We start from the raw sequence: 23,931 nt of genomic DNA on the forward strand, positions 1-23,931 counted from the left end.
ATTATAATATTAGGTGATTATATGAATTTATGGAGTGAAATTGAAGCAGGTTCCGATGTTCCTGATGTTGTTACAGCAGTAATTGAAGTTCCTAAAGGTTCAAGAAATAAATATGAGTATGACAAAAAAATGGAAGCATTCATGTTAGATAGAGTTTTATATTCTCCTGTACACTATCCTACAGAATATGGTTTTATTCCTAAGTCAACTTATGATGACGGAGACCCAATGGATATTCTTGTAATTATGGAACAACCTACTTTCCCTGGTTGTATTATTGAAGCAAGACCTATTGGAATTATGGGTATGATTGACAGCGGAGACAAAGATTACAAAGTTTTAGCTGTTCCTGCTGAAGATCCACGTTTTGATGATGTAAATGATATTGATGATGTTCCAGCACATTTATTAAAAGAAATTGAACACTTTTTCAGTGTATACAAAACTCTCCAAGGTAAAGAAGTTGAAACCTTAGGTTGGGAAGATGCAAAAGCTGCAAAAGCTGAAATTGAAAGATCTTTAGAAATGTACAAAGAACAATATGAATAGAGGGATTCATCTTGTATTATATAACTAAAATTGAGGATACTGTAAGAATACCACCTTATAGATTCGATGACCCACTTGAAGAAGTTGCTCTTCAAACTTTAAACGATACTTACGACGGTCGTTTAGATAAAAAATTAGGTTTATTAATTTGTGTTAATGAAATTGAAGAAATTGGTGAAGGCAGACTTATTATGGGTGACGGTGCTTCATACCATAATGTTGTTTTCAATGCTGTTTTCTTCAAACCAGAACAACAAGAAATCATTGATGGTGAAGTTATTGAAATAGCTGAATTTGGTGCTTTTGTAAGAATTGGACCAATGGATGGTTTAGTACACGTTTCTCAAGTAACTGATGATTATATTAACTATGATTCAAAAAGAGGTGCTCTTTTAGCTAAAGAATCTAATAAAACTTTAGATGAAGGAGACTTAGTCAGATCTAGAATCATAGCTATTAGTCTTAAAGATAACTCCACTAAAAATACTAAAATCGGTCTTACAATGAGACAAAACGGTTTAGGTAGATTTGAGTGGATTGAAGAAGCTAAAGAAAAAAGTAAGAAGGGTAAAAAATGAATGCATGTACTGTTTGTAAAAGATTAACTCCAAAAGAACGTTGTGATGTTTGTGGTAATCCTACTTCCTCTAATTGGAGTGGACTTTTAATTATCACTGACCCTGAAGAATCTGAATTAGCTAAAGAATTAAATATCACCATTCCTGGTGAATATTGTTTAAGAGTAAGATAGATTAAATTGATAAAGAGGTTTTTAAGTTGTTAAGATTAGACCCAGAATTAAATGCAGATATAATAATGGAGCTTAAAAAACCATTAGGCAAATTATATCCTAACTTTGAAGATGCAATTGATGATATAGTTTCTTCTGAGTATTTTATTTCTGTTGGTGATGCAACTTTTAATAATCTCATTAAATATGAATTATATCCTAATATTGGCATAATTGATAATTTGATTCAAAGAGAAAATCATGTTCATGACATTATACCTGTAGATGAGTTATTAAGAGCTGAAAATCCTCCAGGGACAATTACTGAGGATCTATGGGAAACCATAGAACATGCTATTGAATTATCTGACGATGGAGATAGTCATATAATTCTTGTAGATGGGGAAGAAGATCTTGCGGTTCTTCCTTGCATTTTACTAGCACCTGAGGAAACTGTCATATTATATGGACAACCTAATGAGGGTTTAGTTCTTTTGAACGTTTCTGATTTAAAAGATAAAGCTCAAGAGCTTATTAATGGATTTACTAAAGAATAATTATAAAGAGGCTTTAAAATGGAAATTGACATTTTTGAAGAAAAAGAAAATAAAATTTTTAACAGAACTGAAATTAAATTTTATGTTGAATATGAAGGAGAAGCTACTCCTAAAATCTTAGACATTAAATCAAAATTAGTTGCTTTATTAAACACTAAAAAAGATTTAATTGTTGTTGATAATGTTCAACCTCACTATGGTGAACCTAAAGCATTAGGTTATGCAAAAGTTTATGGCACTGTTGATGATTTAAAATACATTGAAACTGACAGTGTAATAGCTAAAAACACCGAACCTGTTGAAGAAACCGAAGAAGATGAAGAAGAAGCAGAAGAATAAGGAGATGTAAAATATGAAAGTATCTAATCTTTATAAAGTAGATGGTGACAAATTAGAAAGAAAAAACCCTATTTGTCCTCGTTGTTCTGATGGTGTATTTATGGCTGACCATGGTGATAGATACGCTTGTGGTAAATGTGGATACACTGAAATGAAAAAAGATTAAATAATCTTTTTTTTCCTTTTTTTAATTAATTTTTTAAGAAGTGAGTTCTGTGAATTTAAGAAGTGGACGACTTAAAACTGAAATGACTGATGAAGCAGCGGAATACACTTCATCTTTAGAATTTGATAAAATAATTTTTGAAGCTGATATAAAAACTAATTTTGCTCATACTTTAATGTTAAAGGAACAGAACATTATTGATGGAGAAATAGCTGATAAAATTTTAGGTGCTCTTGACCAGTTAAAAGAAGAAGGTTATAATGCTTTAGTCTTTGATCCTTCTGTTGAAGACATTCACATGGCTATTGAAAATTATGTAACTGAAAAGATTGGTCCTGAAGCTGGATTTATGCATACTGCAAAATCACGTAATGATCAGGTAGCTACTGACATTAGACTTGTTTTACGTGATAGGATTATTGAAATCCAAGTTGGCATTTTAGAGTTTATTGAAGGTCTTGTTGAACTAGCTGGTCAACATTTGGAAACTGTTTTTATTGGTTACACTCATCTTCAGCATGCTCAGCCAATTACAATAGCTCATCATTTAATGGCTCATGTACAAGCTCTTAAAAGAGATTATGAACGTTTAGATGATACTTATAAAAGGGTTAACTTAAATCCTTTAGGTTCTGCAGCTATGACCACAACTAGTTTTCCTATTAACAGGCAATTAACCACTGATTTATTAGGTTTTGATGATTATCTTAGAAACTCTATGGATGGTGTTTCTTCAAGAGATTTCATAAGTGAAACAGTTTTTGACTTATCTGCATTATGCAGTACTCTTGCAAAAATCTGTGAAGAACTTATCTTATGGAGTACCTATGAATTTGGTATCATTGAAATGGCTGATGAATATTCTTCAACATCTTCAATAATGCCTCAAAAAAAGAACCCAGATGTTGCTGAACTTGCACGTGGTAAGTCAACAATTGCAACTGGTGAATTGATGACAATACTTTCAATTTTAAAAGCTATACCATATACATATAATCGTGATTTACAAGAGATTACTCCACATTTATGGAATGCTGTTGATGTAACTAAGGACACTTTAAGTATTGTTACCAAAATGCTCTTGTCTGTTAAATTCAATGAAGACAGATGTTTGGAACTAGCTGGAACTAACTTTGCAACTGCTACTGATTTGGCAGACATTATGGTTCGTGAGAAAAAGATTCCATTCAGAACTGCTCATAAAATCGTTGGTAGAATTGTAAATGAGGCTACTGCTCATGGATTAACTGAAAAAGATGTTACATCCCAATACATTGATGAAATTGCTGAAGAATTGGGCTTTGATAAACTTGAACTTGATGATGAATTAGTTCAAAAAGCTTTAAATCCTTTAGAAAATGTTAAAATGAGAACTGTTCCTGGTGGTCCTTCTCCAGAAATGGTTGAAATTGCAAGAGCAGACATCAAAGAATTTTTAGATGAAGAATTTGAGAAAAAAGGAATTTAATTTCTTTTTTTATTAACTTTTTTTTATTTACTAGCTATTTTTCTTCTGACTCTTTTAGACTTTTTATAAAATCATCTCTTATTTCTTTAGCCAGGTTTTCATCACCTTCTATAATTGGACCCTGATATCCGCAGTCATAGCAGATCCATCTTGACCACATTTGAGGTACAACCCATTCCACTCTATCTGATCCACATCTTGGACATATTTTACGCATTTTAATCACTTATTTTGTTTTATAGAAGCTCCAGATTAAATCAAGTGCTTCTCCAACTTCCAATGCTGAAGCTCTTGTTTCTCTTAGAATCCTTTGTATTGAAAACTTCTTATGGTGAGGAAACTTCCTGTGAACCTCATAAAGCAGAGGACATCCAAAGCCATCAAATTCCCTTAATTCATAGTCTCTTGTTACTGATTTGATTTCCTGTTTGGAAGTTGAAAGGCTTGCTGGAAGATTGATTCTATATATGTTTTCCCTTTGTTTTGTTATGCATTGTGTTCCAGTTGAAAGCATATCACCATAGATGACAAACTCAATATTGTTTTCTTCTGCATAATCATAAACCAGCTCTTCTGTTTTTTTGGAACATTTTCCACAGGGATGAAACTTACCATTTAAAGATTCAGCTATTATTTCACTGTAATCTGCACTGATGTAGTGATGTTTGACATCCAAGAGTTCACATAAGTCTTTGATATTGTGTTTAAACTGATTTGGAAGAATTATTGTTCCTGCATCCACTGTAACAGCTATTGGATTAAAACCTAATTTTTTAGCAAGTATCAGTGAAAAACTGCTGTCTACTCCTCCAGACAGTGCAACAACAGCCTGTGGCATTTCACATTCTTCAAATTCATTATTTTTCATATATTCATTGATGCTGAAACTGTAGATATGATTTAATTTTTCATTTAGAACTTTCTTAAGGTTGAAAATGGCCTGTGATTTGTCCTGGAATCTAGTTAAGGTTTTTCCAGCTAATTTTAACTGGTATTCCTTTTGCAGGTAATTGGCATAATTTTCAACATGGATGGAATTTACTTTTAGCTTTTCTCTTAGCTTTCCAACTACCCATCCTCCTTTTCCAATAATAGCTGCCTTGTCAGGTCGGTCTTCAGTGATTATCCATAATTCCTTGGTCTTTTCATTGTAGATAATGTCATAAATCTGGATATCAACACTTTCATGACCTATCTCTTTTCTGATTTCATTTATTTCACATAAAAGAAGTTCTTCACTGTACAATTTAACACCAATTTCACTTGTTTTGAAGCCTCTAAAAATCGGCATATTTATTCCATCTATTTATATTATATACTATGTAGTTTATAAATAAATAATGAAAATTAAATTAATTTCTTAAGGTGTTTTTTATGGTAAGATTTATGGGAGGTCTAAATGAAAATAGAAATTCAAAACCAAAAGATGAATTTTTAGATTTAGATGACTCTTATAACAGATTAATGGAAAATAGAAACATAAGGCCTAACAATGAGTTTTCAAATTTAAATGATTCTCCTGTTGGAGTAAAAGAAAGCTCAAGACCCCAAGTTGCACCTAGATTCCCTCCAGAAGATAACATTCAGTTTGGTGTTAACTATAAAGAGGGCTCTAAACCACCAGTTATAGGTAATAATTATACAATACGTTCTAATTCAATTATATATAATGATGTTGTAATTGGGGATGATTTTAGAACAGGCCATAATGTAGTTATCCGTGAAAACACCAATATTGGTGATGATGTACTAATTGGAACCAACACAGTTATTGAAGGTGATGTTGTAATTGGAAATAATGTCAGTATCCAATCCAATGTATACATTCCTACAAATTCTGTTATTGAAGACAATGTATTTATCGGACCATGTGCATGCTTTACCAATGACAAATATCCAGTTAGAGTTAAATATGAACTTAAGGGTCCTAAAATAAGGAGAGGAGCTTCTATTGGCGGAAATACTACTTTTTTATCTGGTGTTGAAATCGGAGAAGGAGCTATTGTAGCAGCTGGAGCTATTGTAATTCACAGTGTGCCTCCATTTTACTTAGCTATTGGAACACCTGCTAAAATCAAGCCACTAGCTGATCATCTTAAAGTTCCAAATATCTTATAATCTTTTTTTTAATATTCTTTATTTAGTTCACATTCCATTTCTGAATTCTATTTGATACTTATCGAACTAATTTCAAAACTATTAAATACTATAACTTTCTTATATATTTTTGTTTAGTAGCTTTTAGAATTCCTTTGAAATCTATCAGTGAAAAAACAGTAGTTTAAGGAGATTATTATGAGTAAATGGAAATGTAAAATCTGCGGATTTGTCTATGATGAAGACAAAGGTTTACCTGACAAAGGAATTGAACCAGGAACTTCATTTGATTCTCTCCCAGACGATTTTAAATGCCCTGCATGTGGTGCTGGAAAATTTATGTTTAAAGAAATTTAATTAAGGTGATAATATGGATAAATACGTTTGTAAAGTTTGTGGATATGTATATGACCCAGAACAAGGTTCTCCTCAACAAGGTATTGAACCAGGAACTGCTTTTGAAGATTTACCTGATGACTGGACCTGCCCATTATGTGCTGTCCCAAAAGAACAATTTGAAAAACAATAAGTTTTTTCAAACCTTTTTTTTTATTTTTTTTATAATTTTTCCAGAGCTTCCTGGCCAACAGATTCTACTTTTACCTTTGATGTGAATTTAGCAAAGATTTTTTCAATGTCTTGATTATTTGGGGATACAACATTATAGGTTACATTTTCATCAAAGAGTTTATTAGTTATATGTAATCTGTTGTTTCTGATTTCCTGATCTATTAATTTGATATTTTCATATCCGAAATTAATCCTGTAAACATCATATATTTCAATTTCAATGATTTCACTATTTTCAATGGCTTCAAGAACAGATTTTCCATAGGCTCTTACAAGTCCGCCAGCACCTAGTTTTATTCCACCAAAGTATCTTGTAACAATAGCTGTAACATTGTGTAAATCATTTTTTCTAAGAGCATTTATCATTGGCTTTCCAGCAGTTCCGCTTGGTTCTCCATTATCATCAAATCCTTCACCATTGGAGGTAATGTAAGCACTGCAGTTGTGAGTTGCATCACTGTATTCTTCACTAATTTTTGAAATAATCTCTTTACTTTCCTCTTTTGTTTTTGAAGGGAAAAGTCTGCAGATGAACTGTGATTTTTTTATTTTTATTTCACTTTGTGTTGGTTTAGCTATTGTTTTCATAATATCGTCTATAACTATTATATATTAGTTAATTTATATTTAAAATAAGTAATTAATTTTATTGAGGTGATATTTTGTCAAGTAAATCTGCCAAGATAGTTGTTGTATTGGTTGTAGCTGTTATTGCTTTTTGCTTTGCTGGTGTTTGTGCATCTTTAACAGGCGAAATATCTCTAGGACTAAATGAATCTAATAATACTTTTGATTTTAATTTAACTAATGATTCTTCTCAAGAGGATGCTCCTGTAGAAGATACTAGTTATTCTGAATCATCTTATGATACTTCAAGTTCAGATGATTCTTCTCAAGATGATTATTATGAAGAATCAACAGATAATGGTCACCAACATCAAGGTGGTGAAAATACAGGTGGTGAACCATCACAACCTCAAGAACCTCCAACTGGTGGTGAAGATACTCCTTCTGAAGGATAATTAAAGGAGAAAAAATAACTCCTTACTTTTTTTCTATTTTAAAAATCCAATAACTTTTGAACATCTAAAATTACTGAGTTAATAGCTAACTCGAAGAGTTGTTTTCCGTAAACTTCATCAACATAAACACCATTTTCTTCAACGTCCCTTGCACCTTCTTCAATGCCAGGGTCATTTTCACGTGCTTTGTTGAAACCATGTAGACCAACTTCTTCATATTTCTCAAGGTCTGTCTGATTATCAATTTCATCTTCATTTAGTATTCCAAGAACCTTACCCATTGAAAGCTCTCCACTTCCACCATGAGGTCCTTCAGTTGAAATTACTTTATTGTTAAAAATAATTGTAATGTCAGTTTCATCTTCAACATCAGCTAATTCAGCCATTATTGGTGTATTTCCACCATGGGAATTAACAATAACAACCTTTTCAATATCCAAATATTTCTTTGCTGATTTTAATGTTTCAATTAAATTCTTTTTTAGCTCTTCAAGGGAAACATGAATTCCATGATCTATTTCATCAAGTTCATGAGCAGGAAATACAACACCTAAAAATTTAGCACCACTTTCCAGAGCAGATTGCAGTGCAATGTAGGATCCAATTTTAGCATCAGTATCAATTGGAAGTGCAGGGCCATGATTTTCAAGGTGTGAGCCTAAAGCAATAATTCCAACTTTATGAACATTTGGATTGTTTATTCTACCTGCTTCATATCTTAGCTGTGCCATTTTATCTACCTTTCACACTTCAAAGTTCCAAATACTGTCTCCAACATAATGTTTTGTTTCAATAGCTTTTCCAGAATCATTTTCAACCATTTCATCACCAGTGATTAAGCTAACACCAATAGCTAATGGTTTTTTATGGGTTTCATCAACAATTAAAACAATATCTCCCTCTTCAATATCGCTGTCAGCTTCAACGATTCCAGGACTCATTATGTCTGCACCATTACTTACAAATCTGATTGCTCCCATATCCACTACAACAGTTTTTCCATTAATCTCATTAGCTAGTGCTGCTTTTAGGGTTGGGAATGGTTTATCATCAATAATTATGATGTAAGGTTCACCATCAACTAAGATAAAAGAGTATGGTTCAGCTTCTAATATTTCCACATTTTTGCTGTCTGCAAGTATGTCACTGTATTGGCCAAGATCTTTTTTAAGTTCTTTGACTTTTTTCTTTTTTAAGAAATTTCTTTTTTTAACTTTGATATTCATAATTTTTCCACTTCGAAGATTTTTTTATATTTAAAATAGATATTATTTTAATTCTATTAATAACCTTTTCTAGCTATTAATTTTTCTTTTTTAAAATAAAATGTAAATTTTCATCATTTTTATTAGAAATAGAAAAAGGTTTATATATAAGAATAATTATAATATTTAGTATTAGTTTTTAATTAGGTTTTTACTAACTTAATTATGATACTTTTTTAACTATAATAAATATTATTTTTTGTAGTTACATTTAAATATTATTCAAACAATAAATAACATAGTATAATAAGGTGATATTGTGAGCGGACAAAATGTTCAAAGACCACTTGATGCATTAGGACAAGCTGTAAACTCTCCTGTTCTAATAAAACTTAAAGGAGATCGTGAATTTAGAGGAATACTTAAAAGCTTTGACTTGCACATGAACTTAGTTCTTAATGATGCAGAAGAATTACAAGATGGCGAAGTCACTAGAAGACTTGGTGTTGTTCTTATTAGAGGAGACAACATAGTTTATATTTCACCATAAATACTATTGTAATGCTTTTTTCTAGTTGATGCTTAGGTATCAACAATATTTTAATCTGATAATTCAGATTATTTTATCTTTAAGCTACTGTTAAATAATAAAATTAATATAAAGGAGGTGTCTCAATGGCAAAAGGAACTCCATCAATGGGTAAAAAGAATAAAAAAACCCATATAAGATGTAGAAGATGTGGTAGAAACACTTACCATATACGTAAAAAAGTTTGTGCTTCCTGTGGATTCGGTAAATCCAAAAAAATCAGAAGATACAGTTGGCAAAACAAAAAACCTACAACCAGACAAAGATTAGTATAAAATCTTTGTTTAAAACTTTTTTTTATTTTTCAATATTTTAAATTAATTATAAACTAGCTATTTTTTTTAAAAAAGAGAGATTAAAGATTATTTTTTAGTTAATCTTAGATTTAAAATTCATCTTCAACTGCAGCCCATAATTCAGGCGCCCAGTCTTGTTTTCCATCAATTACCATATCAAGCAATCTGACTTTTCCATCCTTAAAACGAAATAGTCTGTAATCCTGCTGTGGTTTTGACTGTTTACCTTCTTTATTGCAGTCTAGATATAATCCTTCACTGTATTCAACTTCGAAGTCTCCAGATTTTACAAAGTCTCCAACTAGGGAATATCCATTTTTCACACTTTTGTCTAGTTCCTCAACAGTTTTCAGCCATCCGCCATTTAATCTGAATTTTATATCTGGATCAATTTTTGTTATTTCTTCTTTCCAATTAAGTAACATAGTCTATAATTAACTTTTTATTTATAAAGGACATCACCAAGAGCATGTGAAAAGTTTTATTAACCTTCAATTTTTAATAAATTAAAAGGTGTTAACTTATGGATGCAGTAGAAGAAAACATTAGAAACAGAAGAAGCATTAGAAAATACAGTGATAAAGAAATTCCAGATGAATATGTTGATAAACTTTTAAGGGCAGCAATGCAGGCAGCTGGAAGCAGAATGGGTGCTGAACCTTGGGAATTTATAGTAGTCAAAGATAAGGAAACTATTGGGAAATTATCTGAGCTTGATTCCAATACAAAACCATTAAAGACTGCAACACTAGCTATTGTTTCAATTGCTAATATGGAAAGAGTTCATTATGAAAGAGTATGGCAACAGGATATGGCTGCAGCTAGTGAAAATCTTCTTCTTGAAGCAGCAAACTTAGGTCTTGGTGCTGTATGGTTAGGTATTGCACCTGTTGAAGAACGTATGAATAAAATACGTGAAATCTTCAATTTAGAAAGTGAATCACTACGTCCTTTTAATATTATTTCACTTGGGTATCCTGCTGAAGGATTTGAAAATAAGTTTGTTGATAAGTATGATGAAACCAGAGTTCATTATGAAACTTATTAATCCATTCTTCTTTTTTTTATAAAACCTTTATATTAATTGAAAAATAAATATCATATTATAATGTGGTATTAATTATGAACTTGTTAGAAAAATTTAACATTATTCCAAATGATGAACACTTATATGAGGTTGCATTTATGCATGGTTCATATAGTGCTAAGATTGGAGTTGATTATACTTATGAAAGACTAGAATTTCTTGGAGATTCTGTTTTAAACATGATTGTATCTGAATACCTTTTTAAAAAGTATTCTGATTATAAGGAAGGAGATTTAACTAAACTTAGGGCAAATTATGTTTGTCAGACTGCATTAATCTTTTATTCACATGAATTGGGATTGGATAAGCATATAAAAATATTCAGTGAAGATAACAACATTAGTGATAATGAGATTTTATCTATAACTGCAGATGTCTTTGAATCATTTTTAGGTGCAATCTTTTTAGATCAGGGAATAGAATTTGCCAAAGATTACATTTCTAAAATTATTTTTAAGTATATAGACCAAGAAAAAGTCTTCTTTGCTGATTATAAATCAGCTATGAAAGAATATGGGGATGCTGAAGAAGTTGATGTAAGCTATGAAATCATTGAAGAGTATGGTCTTCCTCATGATAAAACCTTTATAATTTCCATTTTGGTGGATGGAAAAGAAATGGGAATTGGAAAAGGAAAAAACAAAAAAGAAGCTGAACAGAAAGCAGCTGAAAAAGCTATGGAAAAATTAGGTATTGAAAAGTATTAGGTGGGTTTCTATGAAAAAGGAATCTGTAGGAATTGTTGAAACAAAATATTTTGATATTGCAGACACTATTAAATTAGAGAGCGGTAAGACTCTAAGTAATGTTACTGTAGCTTATGAAACTTATGGTGAACTAAATAAAGAAAAAAACAATGCAGTTCTTATTTGTCATGCTCTATCAGGAGATGCTCATGCAGCAGGTTGGCATAAAGGAGATAAGAAACCTGGTTGGTGGGAAATTTTAATAGGGCCAGGTAAAGCATTAGACAGCAGAAAATACTTTATTATATGTTCTAATGTTTTAGGTGGATGTAAAGGCACTACAGGTCCTGCTTCTATTAATCCTGAAACCGGAAAGCAATATGGTACTGATTTTCCAGTAATCACCATTAAGGATATGGTTAATGTTCAAAAGATTCTAGTTGATTCCTTTGGTATTGATAAGTTAGCTGCTGTTATTGGAGGATCTATGGGTGGAATGCAGGTTATGCAATGGCTTGTTTCCTATCCTGAGATGGTTAAAAAGGCAATTCCAATAGCTACAACAGCAAGGTCTTCTCCTCAGCAAATAGCTTTTAATGAGGTTGGCCGTCAGTCAATAGTTGCTGACCCTGACTGGGCTGGAGGAAACTACTATGAAACTGGTAAAGTTCCTAAAAATGGACTTTCTGTAGCACGTATGGTTGCTCATATTACCTATCTAAGTGATGAGTCAATGTATCTTAAATTTGGACGTGACTTGCAGGATAAAGAGGAAGTTACCTATGACTTGTCAATGGATTTCCAGGTTGAAAGCTATCTTCATCATCAAGGTGCATCCTTTGTAAAACGTTTTGATGCAAATAGCTATCTCTACATTACAAAAGCTATTGATTTATTTGATTTGTCAATTAACAACTCATTAATTGATGGTTTAAGTCCTGTTAAAGCTAAAGTTGAAGTTGTTTCTGTTGATTCTGACTGGCTTTATCCAACAGAGCACAGTATGGATATTCTAACAGCTCTTCAGGCTAATGATGTGGAAGTATCCTTCTCAGAGCTTAAATCCAGCTATGGTCATGATGCATTCCTTCTTGAGAAAGGACAACTTAACTATATCGTTTCAAGATTCCTTGCAGATAATGTTGTAGAGGACTTGATGAGAACTGATGTAATAACAATAACAGAAAAGGCTCAAGTAGAGGAAGCTGCCCGTTTGATGCTTGATAATCAAGTTACTCACTTGCCTGTTGTTACAGATGACAAGAAGTTAATTGGTATTGTAACTAGCTGGGACTTGTCTAAGTCTATTGCAACTGATTCTAAGGATTTAATGGATATAATGACAAAAACAGTTAAGTTCTGTAAAGCTGAAGACACAATTGAAGAGATATCTCATAAAATGAAGAAGTTTGATATTTCCTGTCTTCCAGTTGTTGATGATGACTTGATTCTTCAGGGAATAATTACAACTGACCAAATAAGTCATTTAATTTCTTATATTTAAAAAAAAGATTTAAGGAAAGGTTGAAAAGCCTTTCATTTATTTAATTTTTAGTTTACTGCTTTTTTTAATGCTTGATCTATATCTGCAATAAGATCTTCAACATTTTCAATACCTACAGACATTCTAATGAAGTCTGGAGTGATTCCACTTTCTAATTGTTCTTCAGAACTCATATTTGAGTGTGTAGTGGTTGCAGGGTGTATTACTAAGGTTTTAGCATCAGCAATATTCGCTACATGGGATAACAATTCAACACTTTCAATGAATTTTTTACCCTCTTCAATTCCACCTTTGATACCAAATCCAACAATACAACCATAATTGCCATTTAAGTATTTTTCAGCCATTTCATGGTTTTCATTGTCTTCAAGACCAGGATAATTTACCCATGAAACTGCTTCATGGTTTTTAAGGAATTTAGCTATTTCTAAAGCATTTTCACAATGTTGATTTACTCTTAAACTTAGGGATTCAGTACTTTGTAAAATCATAAATGCATTCATTGGACTCATTACAGTTCCTAAGTCTTTCATTAAATGAGCACGTGCTTTCATGATATATGCTTTGTTTCCAAAAGCCTCAGAGTAAATTAAACCATGGTAGGATTCATCAGGTTCTGTAAATTGTGGGAATTTTCCATTGGTCCAATCAAAGTTACCACCATCTACAATAATTCCACCCATACTTGTTCCTGTTCCAGATAAGAATTTGGTAGCTGAATGAACAACAATATCTGCACCATAATCAATTGGTCTGACCATTGTAATAGCTGAGGTATTATCTACAATTAAAGGAATTCCATTTTCATGTGCAATTTCAGCTATTGCTTCAAAATCAGGGATATCTAATTGAGGATTTCCAACAGATTCACAGTATATTGCTTTTGTTTTATCGTTGATAGCTTCTCTGTAAGCATCAAGGTCATGAGTATCTACAAAGTTAACTTTAATTCCCCAGTTAACCATTGTATTCTTAAATAAAGTGTAGGTTCCTCCATAGAGGTTATTTGAAGCTACAATTTCATCTCCTGCATTTGTTATGTTTAAAATAGCTAGTAAAATTGCAGACATTCCTGTTGATTGAGCTAGTGCACCTACTCCATTTTCAATAGCTGCAACCCTTTTCTCTAATACTTCAGTGGTAGGATTTGATATTCTTGTGTAAATGTGTCCTTCTTCTTCAAGTGCATATAGTTTTTTAGCTTTTTCGGCACTTTCAAAGGCATAAGAACTTGTGTAATAAATTGGGGTTGCTCTTGCACCAGTTACAGGATCTGCTCTTTCTTCTCCTGCATGAACTTCTAAAGTTCTTTCTCCATATTTTCTTTTATTAGTCATATTTAATCACTAGTAAAATATATGGAAATTTAAAAATTTAATAGTTTTCCCATTTTAAGGAAAACTCTAAAAAATAAGTAATTTTATAAATTTTCTATTTCTTTTTTGGTTAGTTTTGTGAGGTTCATTATTTCTTCTATTGGGTAGTTTTGTTTTTTCATTCTTTTTGCAACTGTTTCTATTCCTTCATTTCTACCTTTTCTTTCGCCTTCTTCAATTCCCTCATCTACAAGTTCTCTAAAAACATTAGTTTTCATTTTTATTTTCTCCATTATAAGATTAAACTCTTTTTCATCTTCAATAAATCTTCTAGCTAATATGGCTTGACCTTTTTTTAAAGTTTCTAATGTTTCCTGTTCAATTTCAGTTAATTCATTTGTTAGTTTAACGGTTTGTTTTAATATTTCTTTAGGTTGTTCTTTTGATTTGAAAAATGGTAAAAATCTTAATTCATGAAGTTCTTGTCTTGTTAGTGTTTTTTTATTTTTTATCTTTTCTTTTAATCTTTTTAATACTTTGTCTCCTTCTATCTCTTTTAGTGAGAAAATTTCAGGTTTGAATATTATTGGTCCATAATCCCATAATTCCTGTGTTTTCACATGGTATGTATACAGTATAAATATTCTCACTTTGGATTTTTGCTTTTCAATTGCAAGAGCTGTATAAACCATAAATCGTTTTATATCTTGTGATTTTAATTTACTATTTTGATATTCCACTATGATTATTTCATTTTTATCATTTTTAAGCACTTTATCAGCATATCTATAAACCGGATCTGTGGTTATGAATTCTGTAGATAATTCTTCCACTATCTGATTATTTTTGTCAAAAAATTCAACCATGTATGTCTGTTCTAGTTTTCCTGTGTTTTAAAAAAGGTATCTGCAAATTTATATATTTTTTTGTAGGGTTCTTCAGTGTTTGTGGATATAGTAATATTATCGGGATTTTCTTTATCCATATAATCACCATTTTTTAATTAAATTAATAAAAATATTTATAAATTTGCTGTAATTTATGAACAATATTTTAATTTAACTTAAAAATTTTTAACATAAGTCAATAAAATTAAATAAAAATTACAGTATTTATTATTTTAGAACCTCAATTTTTCATGGATGATTAAACTCAATCACCTCATAATATGATACTAAATTGTGTATAATTTATTAATAATGAAAACATATTATTATAACATGAGTTCCAATTTTAAATTTTTAAAAAACTTTAATAGAAATTTGTATATTTTAGCAGACACAATTGAAAAAGAAATTTACACTGCACCATCAGCGGTTCTAGCAGATGGTACAACCTTTTTAGAGAATTTAATTTTTGATATTTTTAAAAGAGTAAATCATGAATTAGATTTGCGCATTCCCTTTGCTGATAAAGTGGAATTTTTAGCTAAATCAAATTATATTAGCATTAATTTGAAAAAAAATCTTTTAAGGTCATATAGAATCAGAAATTCTATGCACAGTATCAATGATAATGTGGAAGACCACTTGAAGCTAAATAAGCTACGTGCAGTGAACATGCATAAATATCTCTTTATCAGTGCATGGTTATATTATGATGAATTCTGTGATGATATCTTCAAGTCATCAAAACCATCATATATTCATCCAGATAAGATAAACAAGGGAATTTTCAATGAAAACAACATTGAAATTAAAAATTGTATTGCATGTGGAACACCATTGGGCTCCAAAAACAGCCTCTTCTGTCCTCATTGTAAGGAAAAGCTTCACAAAAGTGATGAGCTAAAATCACTTAGAAAATCCATAGGATCAAAGACTCCATTTAAAAAAGACAGATTAATTGAATTAGGCTATTCAAAAGAGCTTAGAAATCAGCTATTAATTGAATTGAGAAATGAAGGATATGTAAAAATTGTTGGCAGATTAAATTATTTCAACAATGAAAAAATTAATGAACTTATAAAGGAAACAGACCAATACAGAAAAGTTGAAAATACATTATATAATTTAAACTCAAGAAACTTGTCACTTGAAGAAGTTAGAAATTCAGAGTGCTATGAATTAGGTAAAAAGGGCATAGCTCCTTTTGTTGAAATCTATAAAATCATCTCTAAATTATGCATTACAACTTTTTTAAGAAATTTCTTCCTAAAAGAATCCTTTGATAACTTGAAATTTGACATTGACATTGTTTACCAATGGTATAATCAGGAAAAGACCAGTTTCAGTCCAGACTTTAAGAAATTTAATCAGATACTCATTAACAACTTCTTGAAATTGAAAAGAGCAGGCAGGGATAATGAAGAAATTAAAAAAGAGCTGTTCATAAATGAAGATATCTGGAATTACTGGAAAACATCTGATAATGAGCTATTTGTAGACTTCTTTGAAAACATTAAAGAGATTAAATATGAAATCTTTTTAAAGGAACTTAGAAAAGGAAATATAAGGGAAGATGCATTGAAAATAGCTGAAATCACTGAAGAAGATTTAAGTGATAAATTAGCTAATGATGATTCTTTCAATAAGAAGTTCAATGAGCAATATGTTGAAAAGAGATCTAACAAATTTATTCATTATTTAAATCAGGAAAGCATTGAAACATCTGCAGTCAAATCTAAGCTATCTATCGAAGAGGTTAACCAATGGGTGGAAAAAGGCCGTAAAACAAGGGAAGAACCATTCAAAAGTTTCTGTTTAAAGTATACTAAAGCTTTAATGGACAAATATTTAAGGTTGCTTAGAAAAACAGATATTGAAAATGCATTTGTAAACTCTCAAATTAAAAGGGATGATTTAGATAGCTGGATAAGAAAAGGTCAAAGACAGTACGATGATTCTAATGACATGTTCATCACATTTTATTCAAAACTTACAAAAATATTGCTTAACAAGTATGTGGAAGCCCGTAAAAATGGAAAAAGGAAAAAAGAAGCTGCAAAGGAAATAGGCAAAACAGTTGAATCTGTTAAAAACCTATTGGACAATAAGATGAATGAGGAATGCAGGCAAAAGCTTGAAAAAATCAAGGCGGACTTAATAATTGATTCATTTAAAGAGGGAAAAACCAAGGAAGAAACAATCTTAAAGGTAGATATCAGCTTAAATGAATTAAATGAATATCTTGAATTGGGTAAAGATGAAGAATCTCAATATCATGCATTGTATGAAGAATACAGTAAATCTTTAGTTCCTAATTTAATGAAAAAGTTCCTAAAGGAATTTGAAACAAAACAACAGTCCAAAGTACTCAAATCTCTAAAAATCACTGAGAAAGATTTAGAAAACTGGTGCAAGATAGAAGAAGATGAAGAAAATCCAATTACTTTTTATGACAGTTATATGGAGATAAAAAAAGAGAAATATATTAGTAATTTTATCAAAAAAGGATCCAAGTTAAAGGCATTAAAGAATTCAGACATGACAAATGATGAATTCATGGAGTTTGAAGAAGAGTTAAATGATGAAATTCGTGAAAGACAAATGTTGCTTTTCTTAAAGGAAATTATAAAGCATAATAAACCTAAACAGGCAGCAAGAAAAGTTAACATTAAATTAAATGATGCATATGAATGGTATGTAAAAGGTCTTGAAGGGGACAACGAATACACTGACTTCTCTGAGATATTTTACGATGCATTTATTGAAAGGATATTGGTTATATTGAAAAATTTAACTTCTGAAGGAGAAAGCGAGGGGAACATTGTCAAATTCTTAAAACATCAATCATTTATGGATAAAGAAGACTACAAGTTCTTAAAAAATATAGGAACCATTACAAAAGATGAAAACAATAGAACTGCTATCAATATTGAAAGGGAAAGAAACCTATTTAACATTCATCCAGATTTACTTGATTTAGATATAGAGCTAAATTTAATGGATGAATAATCTTAATAGCTATTAATTAGATAATTACTATTTAGATTGATAGTGGGATTTAGATATAATGTGCTCAATTGCAGGTTTAGAAGGTAATTTCAAAGCAAGTGATTTAACTAAAATGCTTAAATCATCTAAAAATAGAGGTATTGACTCATCAGGAGTATTTTTAGCCCCTGACACCCTTGAAAACAATATTGATTTAGATGATTATGAAAATGATTCCAATTTAAACTTTGCAATGGGGCATAACTTATTATCTATTTTTAAACTTGAAAATAGTGAATTTTACCAGCCTGTTTCTAAGGATAATCTTGTTTTAGTTTTTAATGGTGAGATTTATAATTTCAGGGAGCTGGCTGAATTTCTTAATTCTGACTTTAGCTGTGATACAGATTTGCTTCTAAATTTAGCATGTCATTATTTTAAAAAGTCAGGTAATTTACTTGAAGCTGTTAAGAAAACTGTAAGTAAAATTGATGGAGATTACAGTTTTGTAATATGGGATGGTAAAAACTTAGCTATTGCACGGGATGATATGGGAGTCAAGCCATTATTCTATGCAGTTAATAATAATTTAAAGGGATTTTCCTCAACAAGAAAATCACTAAGAGAAGTTGGATTTAGTGAAATAATCTCTTTAAAGCCTGGAAATATCTTATACAACTGGAAAGAGGTGGAGTTTAGAGCCCATCCATGGCAAATAACAGAAAATATAGATATCTCTAATCTAAAAGAATTACTATTTAACTCAGTTTCAAAAAGAGTGGAGTTTTTAGAAGAGATAGCAGTAATCTTTTCAGGGGGAGTAGACAGTGCTATCTTAACTTTAATTTTAAAAAAAATAGCTAGTCAGAGAGATCTTAAAATAAGACTATATTCTGTTGGTGGTAAAAACTCAAAAGATGTTCAGGCTGCTAAAAAACTTGCATCACAACTTCACTTGCCTTTAAAAGTTCATGATATTTCAGAAGAAACTGTAAAGGAAAATCTTTCTAATGTTATAAATGCTATTGATGATACAAATCTGATGAAAATAGGAGTTGGAATGACAATTTACTTAGCATCAAAGATGATAAAAGAAGATGGTCTTAAAGTAGCTATTTCAGGCCAAGGTGCAGATGAACTCTTTGCAGGATACAATAGATACCTAAAATCCTTTGAAAGTGGAGATTTGGATGAGGAATTGAGACATGACATTGAAAATATGTATCATGTTAACTTAGAGCGTGATGATGCAGTGTCTATGGATAATGGTGTAGAATTGAGATTACCTTTCCTTGATTCTAAATTAGTGGAATTTGCACTTAACATTCCAGTTGAGTATAAAATTATAGCTAGGGATGATAAAATAAGAAAACATATTTTAAGGAATTTAGCTAGTGAATTAGGGCTTGATGATGAATTTGCATTTAGGCCTAAGAAAGCAGCACAATATGGAACTGGAATTGATAAGATTCTACGTAAAAAAATCATTAAAAATTATGATTTAAACTCTTTTTTATAAAATTTTAATCTGTGAAATCTTAAACATTTATTAGTGTTAAACAATAAATTAATATTATTATAATTAATCGTTTAGGAGATTTATTAATGAAAATAGAAAAAGACGCGGAAAAAATTGTAGAAGAATTTTCAAAAACATTAGATAATATTCCTGATCTTGAAGAAACATGGTATATTACAGATAATTTAAATCTCACACGTAAGGATGAATCTCACGAGAAAAATCCTGAAAAAATATTGAGAAATGCTAATATTGACAAAGATGGAAATCTTATTGTTAAAAAAGCAGATTGGGTTAATTAAATATAAAAATAGGGGACTTTATAATGAGAATGGATTTGGTTTTGGAGCTTTTAGATGTTCCAGGACAATTAGTGTCTGTATTAAAACCTATTAGTGGACTTGGTGCTAATTTAGTTACTGTTATCCATAAAAGAGACATTAAAAATGAAAAAGGAAGAATTCCTGTTCAATTGACTATTGAAGGTGAACGTAAAAACCTTAACCGTGTAATTGACAAATTTAATGAACTTGGTGTTTCTATTTTGGAAATGGATGGTGTTGTTCGCAAAGAAAAAGTTAGCACTATCTTAATTGGTCACATTGTTGATAAAGATATTAGGGACACTATGGATAGAATTAATGAATTAGACGGCATTTATATTGTTGGATTTGATATTAAATTAGATGGTGAGGCTAAATCCTCTGCATTAATCAATATTGAGACGGATGTAGGCAAAAAACAAGTTGTATTTGATAGAATTAATGAAATTGCCGTTGAAAAGGATTTATTAGTGATTAATGAGGTTTAGGGATATTTATGAATGAATGTAAAGTCATAATTATGGGATTTGGTGCAGTAGGACAAGGAGTCGCTAATGCCATTTCTCTTAAAAAAGATATGATTAAACAAGAGCACAACGTCGAGGTGAAGGTTGTTGCTGCAGCTGATTCATCATCTTCAGCTATTTGTGCTGATGGGTTAGATGAACAGTTACTTGTTAGTGTTAAAAATGATAATGGAAGTTTAGCATCATATCCAGAATATGGTAGTGATGTTTGTGGAATAGATGTATTAGATAGTGTTGAATATGATTGCTTAATAGAAGCAACACCAACTAACATTGAAGATGGTGAACCTGCTTTATCTTTAACTTTAAAAGCTTTTGAAGAAGGTAAAGATGTTGTAACTTCTAATAAAGGACACTTAGCATTATTCTTCAAAGATGTAGTTTCTGCAGCTGAAAAAAATAATGTTCAGTTCAGATATGAAGCTACTGTTGGGGGAGCAATGCCTATTATTAATTTTGTTAAAGATACTCTTTCCAGCTGTAAAATTTCTTCCATTGAAGGTATTTTAAACGGTACTACTAACTATATTTTATCTAGAATGACTTCTGAAGGTTCTTCCTATAAGGATATTTTACATGAGTCTCAAGAGTTAGGAATAGCTGAAACAGACCCTACTCAGGATGTTGAAGGAATTGATGCTGCATGTAAAACTGTTATTTTAGCTAATTCCTTACTTGGAATTGATGCTACATATAGTGATGTAGATGTAGAAGGTATCTCTAATATTACCTCTCAAGCTATTGAACTTGCTAAAAAAGATGGTTATTTAATTAAATTAATAGCTGAAGTATCACCAGATAACTTAAAAGTGTCTCCGCGTCTAGTTAAACAAGGTAGCTCTTATGATGTAAATGGAACTTTAAACATGGCTACTGTTCACACTGATTTAGCTGGTGATGTTACTGTTGTTGGTTTAGGTGCAGGTTCTCTTGAAACCGCTTCTGCAATGTTGACTGATTTAATTAGTATTTTAAAAAATAAATACTAATTTTTCTTATTTTTTTTTCTTGATACTATGAAATATGTTGTTTTTATCCCTGATGGGTCTAGTGATTATCCTGTTGATGAATTAGATGGTATGACTCCTTTACAGTATGCTAACACTCCAAATATTGATAAATTAGCTAGTAAAGGATGTGGAGGATTTACTAATAATGTTCCTGAAGGATTAACTCCAGGTTCTGATGTTGCAAATATGAGTATTTTTGGTTATGACCCTAATGACTTTTATACAGGTCGTGGTCCCCTAGAAGCTGGAAGCATGGGTATTGAAACTGAACCTACTGATGTAATCTTTAGATGTAACACCATAACTGAAAAAGATGGAATAATGGATGATTTCAATGCAGGCCACATCACATCACAGGAAGCTGAAGTACTTATGGATGCATTAAATGAGTATTTCAATGAAAAATATGAAGGATTCAAAGGAAAATTTTATCCAGGTATAAGCTATAGGCATGTATTTGTATACTCCTGTGATAATGAAGAAGATGCAAAGTTCCTTTCTAATCTTAAGACCATGCCTCCTCATGATATTGCATCTCAGAATCTAGATGAAAATACATCTGGTAAAATTGATGATTCTTGGGGAAAAGATTTGGCATTGGAAATTAAAAATATAATGATTGAATCCCAGGAAGTTTTAAAAGACCATGAAATCAATCAAAAAAGGATTTCCGAAGGTAAAAAACCTGCTAACATGGTTTGGTTATGGGGTCAAGGTGTCACTCCTAAATTACCTAACTTTAAGGAAACTTATGGGCTTGATGGTGCTGTAATCACTGGTGTTGACTTATTAAAGGGAATTGGTGTATTTGCAGGTTTGGATGTTATTGAAGTGCCTGGAGCTACAGGATACTTTGATACTGACTATGCAGCAAAAGGAAAGTATGCAATTGACACTTTAAAAAACCATGATTTACTTTTTATTCATGTTGAAGCTCCAGATGAAGCAGGACATGCTGGTGACATTAAGGAAAAAGTAAATGCTATTGAACAGATTGATAAACATATTGTTGGCCCTGTTTTAGATTTCTTAGAAGGTAATGAATATAAAGCAGCTATTTTACCGGATCATCCAACTCCATTGTCTGTTGGAACCCATACAAGAGATGATGTGCCAATCATAATGTATTCCTGTAATAAAGATGGAGATTCTGTGGCTGGTTTTAATGAAGTGGATGTTTGTGAAGGTTCAATTGAAAAACAGAGAGGCTGCAATTTAGTTAAACGCCTTATTAATGATGATTTCTAAGAGGTTTGATTATGAAAGTATTGCTTTTAAATGGAAGCCCACATAAAAATGGATGTACTTACACTGAGTTATGCGAAGTGGAAAAGACTTTAAATGAAAATGGTATTGAAACAGAGATTTTTTGGGTAGGTACTAAACCAATAGCTAGTTGTATGGCTTGTGGTAAATGTAGTGAATTAGGCGAATGTGCTTTTGATGATAAAGTAAATGAATTTGTTAAAAAGGCATATGATGCTGATGGATTTATATTTGGTTCACCTGTACACTATGCAGCAGCTACTGGTCAAATTACATCATTTTTAGGAAGAGCCTTTTACTCTAACAGTAATGGTGATGGTAGTAAAGCATTTAAATTTAAACCTGCTTCAGCTATTGCATCAGCAAGAAGAGCAGGTACTACAGTAACTTATGATCAATTAAATAAGTTCTTTGGAATTAGTCAGATGCCAATCATTTCTTCTTGCTACTGGAATGTGGTTCATGGAAACACTCCTGAGGAAGTTAGGCAAGATGAAGAAGGTCTTTATATTATGAGACAGTTAGGTCGCAATATGGCTTTCTTTTTACAGTGCATTAAATTAGGGCATGAAAATGGTCTTAAAGTAGATGAATCTGAGCCAAAAGTTAAAACTAACTTTATCAGATAACTTTTTTTTATTTTTTTTTCACTACTTAATATTTAACTAGATTTTTATAGAGTTAAGGTGATTATTTTGAGTAAAAATATTTTGATTATAGAAGGAAGTCCAAGAAAAGGCGGAAACTCAGATATATTGACTGATCAATTAATAAAAGGTGCAGAAGAGTCAAATCACAATACTGAGAAAATATATTTAACTGATTACAAATTGAATTATTGTTTAGGCTGTTATGCATGTCAAAAAGGTCCATGTGTACATGATGATGGAATGGATAAATTAATTGATAAAATGATGAAAGCAGAGGTAATTGTTCTTGCAACACCTGTATACTTCTATTCAATGTCTGGTCAGCTAAAAACATTTATTGATAGAACTCTTCCTAAATATGAAGAAATTACAAATAAGGAATTTTATTTAATAGCTACTGCAGCAGTAAATGAAGGATTTGCCCTAGAAAGAACCTTTGAAGCTATGAGAGGATACTTGGACTGTTTGCCTGGTGCTCAGGAAAAAGGAACTATTTATGGTGTTAGCTCCTGGCTTAAAGGAGATGTAAAAAGAACTGTTGCAATGGAAGAAGCATATAATATGGGTAAAAATATTTAAG

At 31.1% G+C, this 23,931-nt stretch carries 32 protein-coding genes; 24 read left to right on the forward strand and 8 right to left on the reverse strand.

What is annotated here, in order from left to right:
- Nucleotides 1-21 precede the first annotated feature (21 nt).
- Genes MBBWO_RS05225 through argH form a run of 7 tightly spaced genes read left to right on the forward strand, consistent with a single transcriptional unit; the run spans nt 22 to nt 3,809 of the window.
- Nucleotides 22-549, forward strand: a complete 528-nt coding sequence (locus MBBWO_RS05225) for an inorganic diphosphatase (RefSeq protein WP_116669823.1) — start codon at nt 22-24, stop codon at nt 547-549.
- A 20-nt stretch (nt 550-569) separates the two neighbouring features.
- Nucleotides 570-1,127, forward strand: coding sequence for a DNA-directed RNA polymerase (locus tag MBBWO_RS05230; RefSeq protein ID WP_116670031.1), 558 nt, complete (start codon nt 570-572; stop codon nt 1,125-1,127).
- Nucleotides 1,124-1,300, forward strand: coding sequence for a transcription elongation factor subunit Spt4 (gene spt4 / locus MBBWO_RS05235; protein ID WP_116669824.1), 177 nt, complete (start codon nt 1,124-1,126; stop codon nt 1,298-1,300). The genes MBBWO_RS05230 and spt4 overlap by 4 nt, the downstream gene beginning before the upstream one ends.
- Nucleotides 1,301-1,326: 26 nt before the next feature.
- Entirely contained in the window at nt 1,327-1,836 is a 510-nt protein-coding gene (locus tag MBBWO_RS05240; RefSeq protein ID WP_116669825.1) for a GTP-dependent dephospho-CoA kinase family protein, read from the forward strand.
- Nucleotides 1,837-1,854: 18 nt separating this feature from the next.
- Entirely contained in the window at nt 1,855-2,175 is a 321-nt protein-coding gene (locus MBBWO_RS05245) for a 30S ribosomal protein S24e (RefSeq protein WP_116669826.1), read from the forward strand.
- Nucleotides 2,176-2,188: 13 nt separating this feature from the next.
- Nucleotides 2,189-2,341 (forward strand): 30S ribosomal protein S27ae, encoded by a 153-nt coding sequence (locus MBBWO_RS05250; RefSeq protein WP_116669827.1) that lies wholly within the window; start codon nt 2,189-2,191, stop codon nt 2,339-2,341.
- 49 nt (nt 2,342-2,390) lie between these two features.
- Nucleotides 2,391-3,809: an argininosuccinate lyase gene (gene argH / locus MBBWO_RS05255; RefSeq protein WP_116669828.1), complete on the forward strand. Its 1,419-nt coding sequence runs from the start codon at nt 2,391-2,393 to the stop codon at nt 3,807-3,809.
- A gap of 34 nt (nt 3,810-3,843) precedes the next feature.
- Here argH and MBBWO_RS05260 read toward each other — a convergent pair whose 3' ends face one another.
- A complete protein-coding gene (locus MBBWO_RS05260) occupies nt 3,844-4,026 on the reverse strand; it encodes a hypothetical protein (RefSeq protein ID WP_243408469.1) in 183 nt (60 codons plus the stop codon).
- Between the two features lie 9 nt (nt 4,027-4,035).
- Nucleotides 4,036-5,100: a 7-cyano-7-deazaguanine synthase gene (locus tag MBBWO_RS05265; RefSeq protein WP_116669830.1), complete on the reverse strand. Its 1,065-nt coding sequence runs from the start codon at nt 5,098-5,100 to the stop codon at nt 4,036-4,038.
- An 83-nt stretch (nt 5,101-5,183) separates the two neighbouring features.
- Between MBBWO_RS05265 and MBBWO_RS05270 the strand changes: the two genes are divergently transcribed.
- From MBBWO_RS05270 to rd, 3 genes are all read left to right on the forward strand, one after another.
- The gene (locus MBBWO_RS05270; RefSeq protein WP_243408470.1) at nt 5,184-5,927 is read left to right on the forward strand and encodes an acyltransferase; all 744 of its coding nucleotides are present in this window, start codon (nt 5,184-5,186) and stop codon (nt 5,925-5,927) included.
- A gap of 177 nt (nt 5,928-6,104) precedes the next feature.
- On the forward strand, nt 6,105-6,263 hold the full coding sequence (locus MBBWO_RS05275; RefSeq protein WP_116669831.1) for a rubredoxin: 159 nt from the start codon (nt 6,105-6,107) through the stop codon (nt 6,261-6,263).
- A 13-nt stretch (nt 6,264-6,276) separates the two neighbouring features.
- Complete coding sequence (gene rd / locus MBBWO_RS05280; RefSeq protein WP_116669832.1) at nt 6,277-6,435, forward strand: rubredoxin; 159 nt, start codon at nt 6,277-6,279, stop codon at nt 6,433-6,435.
- Nucleotides 6,436-6,464: 29 nt separating this feature from the next.
- On the opposite strand, the gene MBBWO_RS05285 is transcribed toward rd, so the two are convergent.
- Nucleotides 6,465-7,064, reverse strand: coding sequence for a YigZ family protein (locus tag MBBWO_RS05285; RefSeq protein ID WP_116669833.1), 600 nt, complete (start codon nt 7,062-7,064; stop codon nt 6,465-6,467).
- Nucleotides 7,065-7,138: 74 nt separating this feature from the next.
- Here MBBWO_RS05285 and MBBWO_RS05290 point away from each other — a divergent pair, with 74 nt between their 5' ends.
- Complete coding sequence (locus MBBWO_RS05290; RefSeq protein ID WP_116669834.1) at nt 7,139-7,498, forward strand: hypothetical protein; 360 nt, start codon at nt 7,139-7,141, stop codon at nt 7,496-7,498.
- 38 nt (nt 7,499-7,536) lie between these two features.
- Here the strand turns inward: MBBWO_RS05290 and arfB are convergent, their stop codons facing one another.
- Together arfB and MBBWO_RS05300 are read right to left on the reverse strand one after the other, a co-directional pair.
- On the reverse strand, nt 7,537-8,229 hold the full coding sequence (arfB, locus tag MBBWO_RS05295; RefSeq protein ID WP_116669835.1) for a 2-amino-5-formylamino-6-ribosylaminopyrimidin-4(3H)-one 5'-monophosphate deformylase: 693 nt from the start codon (nt 8,227-8,229) through the stop codon (nt 7,537-7,539).
- 12 nt (nt 8,230-8,241) lie between these two features.
- The gene (locus tag MBBWO_RS05300) at nt 8,242-8,724 is read right to left on the reverse strand and encodes an RNA-binding protein (RefSeq protein WP_116669836.1); all 483 of its coding nucleotides are present in this window, start codon (nt 8,722-8,724) and stop codon (nt 8,242-8,244) included.
- A gap of 298 nt (nt 8,725-9,022) precedes the next feature.
- Between MBBWO_RS05300 and MBBWO_RS05305 the strand changes: the two genes are divergently transcribed.
- Nucleotides 9,023-9,253, forward strand: a complete 231-nt coding sequence (locus MBBWO_RS05305; protein ID WP_116669837.1) for an LSm family protein — start codon at nt 9,023-9,025, stop codon at nt 9,251-9,253.
- 125 nt (nt 9,254-9,378) lie between these two features.
- The gene (locus tag MBBWO_RS05310; RefSeq protein WP_116669838.1) at nt 9,379-9,567 is read left to right on the forward strand and encodes a 50S ribosomal protein L37e; all 189 of its coding nucleotides are present in this window, start codon (nt 9,379-9,381) and stop codon (nt 9,565-9,567) included.
- Between the two features lie 110 nt (nt 9,568-9,677).
- On the opposite strand, the gene MBBWO_RS05315 is transcribed toward MBBWO_RS05310, so the two are convergent.
- The gene (locus MBBWO_RS05315; RefSeq protein ID WP_116669839.1) at nt 9,678-10,013 is read right to left on the reverse strand and encodes a hypothetical protein; all 336 of its coding nucleotides are present in this window, start codon (nt 10,011-10,013) and stop codon (nt 9,678-9,680) included.
- Between the two features lie 98 nt (nt 10,014-10,111).
- Between MBBWO_RS05315 and MBBWO_RS05320 the strand changes: the two genes are divergently transcribed.
- The 3 genes from MBBWO_RS05320 (at nt 10,112) to metX (ending at nt 12,865) form a co-directional block, all read left to right on the forward strand.
- Nucleotides 10,112-10,636, forward strand: a complete 525-nt coding sequence (locus MBBWO_RS05320) for a nitroreductase family protein (protein WP_116669840.1) — start codon at nt 10,112-10,114, stop codon at nt 10,634-10,636.
- Nucleotides 10,637-10,710: 74 nt separating this feature from the next.
- Nucleotides 10,711-11,382: a ribonuclease III gene (rnc, locus tag MBBWO_RS05325; protein WP_116669841.1), complete on the forward strand. Its 672-nt coding sequence runs from the start codon at nt 10,711-10,713 to the stop codon at nt 11,380-11,382.
- Nucleotides 11,383-11,392: 10 nt separating this feature from the next.
- A complete protein-coding gene (metX, locus tag MBBWO_RS05330; RefSeq protein ID WP_116669842.1) occupies nt 11,393-12,865 on the forward strand; it encodes a homoserine O-acetyltransferase MetX in 1,473 nt (490 codons plus the stop codon).
- Nucleotides 12,866-12,912: 47 nt separating this feature from the next.
- On the opposite strand, the gene MBBWO_RS05335 is transcribed toward metX, so the two are convergent.
- Both MBBWO_RS05335 and MBBWO_RS05340 read right to left on the reverse strand, forming a co-directional pair.
- Nucleotides 12,913-14,202: an O-acetylhomoserine aminocarboxypropyltransferase/cysteine synthase family protein gene (locus tag MBBWO_RS05335; RefSeq protein WP_116669843.1), complete on the reverse strand. Its 1,290-nt coding sequence runs from the start codon at nt 14,200-14,202 to the stop codon at nt 12,913-12,915.
- 83 nt (nt 14,203-14,285) lie between these two features.
- Nucleotides 14,286-15,047 carry an RpnC/YadD family protein gene (locus MBBWO_RS05340; RefSeq protein WP_116669844.1) on the reverse strand — a complete coding sequence of 254 codons (762 nt, stop codon included), beginning with the start codon at nt 15,045-15,047 and terminating at the stop codon, nt 14,286-14,288.
- A 396-nt stretch (nt 15,048-15,443) separates the two neighbouring features.
- On the opposite strand from MBBWO_RS05340, the gene MBBWO_RS05345 reads away from it, so the two are divergent.
- The 8 genes from MBBWO_RS05345 (at nt 15,444) to MBBWO_RS05380 (ending at nt 23,930) form a co-directional block, all read left to right on the forward strand.
- Nucleotides 15,444-18,077, forward strand: a complete 2,634-nt coding sequence (locus tag MBBWO_RS05345; RefSeq protein WP_133241505.1) for a hypothetical protein — start codon at nt 15,444-15,446, stop codon at nt 18,075-18,077.
- A 58-nt stretch (nt 18,078-18,135) separates the two neighbouring features.
- Complete coding sequence (locus tag MBBWO_RS05350; protein WP_116669846.1) at nt 18,136-19,575, forward strand: asparagine synthase-related protein; 1,440 nt, start codon at nt 18,136-18,138, stop codon at nt 19,573-19,575.
- Nucleotides 19,576-19,661: 86 nt separating this feature from the next.
- On the forward strand, nt 19,662-19,877 hold the full coding sequence (gene gatC / locus MBBWO_RS05355) for an Asp-tRNA(Asn) amidotransferase subunit GatC (RefSeq protein ID WP_116669847.1): 216 nt from the start codon (nt 19,662-19,664) through the stop codon (nt 19,875-19,877).
- Nucleotides 19,878-19,900: 23 nt separating this feature from the next.
- Nucleotides 19,901-20,386 (forward strand): amino acid-binding protein, encoded by a 486-nt coding sequence (locus MBBWO_RS05360; protein WP_116669848.1) that lies wholly within the window; start codon nt 19,901-19,903, stop codon nt 20,384-20,386.
- 8 nt (nt 20,387-20,394) lie between these two features.
- Nucleotides 20,395-21,414 (forward strand): homoserine dehydrogenase, encoded by a 1,020-nt coding sequence (locus tag MBBWO_RS05365; protein ID WP_116669849.1) that lies wholly within the window; start codon nt 20,395-20,397, stop codon nt 21,412-21,414.
- 27 nt (nt 21,415-21,441) lie between these two features.
- Complete coding sequence (locus tag MBBWO_RS05370) at nt 21,442-22,683, forward strand: cofactor-independent phosphoglycerate mutase (protein ID WP_116669850.1); 1,242 nt, start codon at nt 21,442-21,444, stop codon at nt 22,681-22,683.
- 11 nt (nt 22,684-22,694) lie between these two features.
- On the forward strand, nt 22,695-23,330 hold the full coding sequence (locus tag MBBWO_RS05375) for a flavodoxin family protein (protein WP_116669851.1): 636 nt from the start codon (nt 22,695-22,697) through the stop codon (nt 23,328-23,330).
- A gap of 66 nt (nt 23,331-23,396) precedes the next feature.
- Nucleotides 23,397-23,930, forward strand: a complete 534-nt coding sequence (locus tag MBBWO_RS05380) for a flavodoxin family protein (protein WP_116669852.1) — start codon at nt 23,397-23,399, stop codon at nt 23,928-23,930.
- The last annotated feature ends 1 nt before the right edge of the window (nt 23,931 follow it).

Source organism: Methanobrevibacter woesei (genome assembly GCF_003111605.1).
Classification (GTDB): domain Archaea; phylum Methanobacteriota; class Methanobacteria; order Methanobacteriales; family Methanobacteriaceae; genus Methanocatella; species Methanocatella woesei.

Excerpts from the sequence above, each read along its gene's own strand:
- MBBWO_RS05265 (WP_116669830.1), bottom strand. The coding sequence starts at position 5,100 with ATGCCGATTTTTAGAGGCTTCAAAACAAGTGAAATTGGTGTTAAATTG.
- MBBWO_RS05275 (WP_116669831.1), top strand. The coding sequence starts at position 6,105 with ATGAGTAAATGGAAATGTAAAATCTGCGGATTTGTCTATGATGAAGAC.
- MBBWO_RS05315 (WP_116669839.1), bottom strand. The coding sequence starts at position 10,013 with ATGTTACTTAATTGGAAAGAAGAAATAACAAAAATTGATCCAGATATA.
- MBBWO_RS05260 (WP_243408469.1), bottom strand. The coding sequence starts at position 4,026 with ATGCGTAAAATATGTCCAAGATGTGGATCAGATAGAGTGGAATGGGTT.
- MBBWO_RS05340 (WP_116669844.1), bottom strand. The coding sequence starts at position 15,047 with ATGGTTGAATTTTTTGACAAAAATAATCAGATAGTGGAAGAATTATCT.
- metX (WP_116669842.1), top strand. The coding sequence starts at position 11,393 with ATGAAAAAGGAATCTGTAGGAATTGTTGAAACAAAATATTTTGATATT.
- MBBWO_RS05320 (WP_116669840.1), top strand. The coding sequence starts at position 10,112 with ATGGATGCAGTAGAAGAAAACATTAGAAACAGAAGAAGCATTAGAAAA.
- MBBWO_RS05375 (WP_116669851.1), top strand. The coding sequence starts at position 22,695 with ATGAAAGTATTGCTTTTAAATGGAAGCCCACATAAAAATGGATGTACT.
- MBBWO_RS05245 (WP_116669826.1), top strand. The coding sequence starts at position 1,855 with ATGGAAATTGACATTTTTGAAGAAAAAGAAAATAAAATTTTTAACAGA.
- gatC (WP_116669847.1), top strand. The coding sequence starts at position 19,662 with ATGAAAATAGAAAAAGACGCGGAAAAAATTGTAGAAGAATTTTCAAAA.
- MBBWO_RS05365 (WP_116669849.1), top strand. The coding sequence starts at position 20,395 with ATGAATGAATGTAAAGTCATAATTATGGGATTTGGTGCAGTAGGACAA.
- MBBWO_RS05250 (WP_116669827.1), top strand. The coding sequence starts at position 2,189 with ATGAAAGTATCTAATCTTTATAAAGTAGATGGTGACAAATTAGAAAGA.
- rd (WP_116669832.1), top strand. The coding sequence starts at position 6,277 with ATGGATAAATACGTTTGTAAAGTTTGTGGATATGTATATGACCCAGAA.
- rnc (WP_116669841.1), top strand. The coding sequence starts at position 10,711 with ATGAACTTGTTAGAAAAATTTAACATTATTCCAAATGATGAACACTTA.
- arfB (WP_116669835.1), bottom strand. The coding sequence starts at position 8,229 with ATGGCACAGCTAAGATATGAAGCAGGTAGAATAAACAATCCAAATGTT.
- MBBWO_RS05310 (WP_116669838.1), top strand. The coding sequence starts at position 9,379 with ATGGCAAAAGGAACTCCATCAATGGGTAAAAAGAATAAAAAAACCCAT.
- MBBWO_RS05285 (WP_116669833.1), bottom strand. The coding sequence starts at position 7,064 with ATGAAAACAATAGCTAAACCAACACAAAGTGAAATAAAAATAAAAAAA.
- MBBWO_RS05360 (WP_116669848.1), top strand. The coding sequence starts at position 19,901 with ATGAGAATGGATTTGGTTTTGGAGCTTTTAGATGTTCCAGGACAATTA.
- MBBWO_RS05350 (WP_116669846.1), top strand. The coding sequence starts at position 18,136 with ATGTGCTCAATTGCAGGTTTAGAAGGTAATTTCAAAGCAAGTGATTTA.
- MBBWO_RS05225 (WP_116669823.1), top strand. The coding sequence starts at position 22 with ATGAATTTATGGAGTGAAATTGAAGCAGGTTCCGATGTTCCTGATGTT.
- MBBWO_RS05270 (WP_243408470.1), top strand. The coding sequence starts at position 5,184 with ATGGTAAGATTTATGGGAGGTCTAAATGAAAATAGAAATTCAAAACCA.
- MBBWO_RS05300 (WP_116669836.1), bottom strand. The coding sequence starts at position 8,724 with ATGAATATCAAAGTTAAAAAAAGAAATTTCTTAAAAAAGAAAAAAGTC.
- MBBWO_RS05370 (WP_116669850.1), top strand. The coding sequence starts at position 21,442 with ATGAAATATGTTGTTTTTATCCCTGATGGGTCTAGTGATTATCCTGTT.
- MBBWO_RS05335 (WP_116669843.1), bottom strand. The coding sequence starts at position 14,202 with ATGACTAATAAAAGAAAATATGGAGAAAGAACTTTAGAAGTTCATGCA.
- spt4 (WP_116669824.1), top strand. The coding sequence starts at position 1,124 with ATGAATGCATGTACTGTTTGTAAAAGATTAACTCCAAAAGAACGTTGT.